Origin of the sequence: Citrobacter sp. Ce104 (genome assembly GCF_030334595.1) — a bacterium.
GTDB lineage: Bacteria > Pseudomonadota > Gammaproteobacteria > Enterobacterales > Enterobacteriaceae > Citrobacter > Citrobacter europaeus.
In genome coordinates, this window is the sequence record NZ_JAOWDP010000028.1 from 1 (window position 1) to 281 (window position 281).

The 281-nt window shown below is 57.3% G+C and carries 1 protein-coding gene; it reads right to left on the minus strand.

From position 1 onward, the window contains the following. The coding region (locus OGW16_RS02010) for an SUMF1/EgtB/PvdO family nonheme iron enzyme (protein ID WP_286517660.1) at window positions 1-281 on the minus strand (281 nt) is incomplete at both ends.

Here is a 281-nt window from a genome sequence, read left to right on the forward strand (position 1 = left end):
CGTACAGTGGTGCCATCGGGAAAATAGTTATCCTTAATGGCATAGCCGCGAAAAAAGGTGAGGCCCACATCAAACCCGGGAGAAGGACGATAACCTCCGCGGCGGACCTTCATATATTGCCCATTATCGTCATCCAGAATGACGCCCTTCTCCGGACCCTGCGGATCCTGGCGCGGAGATTTCGCGTAATAGTCCGGGTCATACCAGTCGCTCACCCACTCGTAGCCGTTCTCTGACATGCCGTACAGCCCGCCGGGGGTCGGCGGATAACGATCGACGGC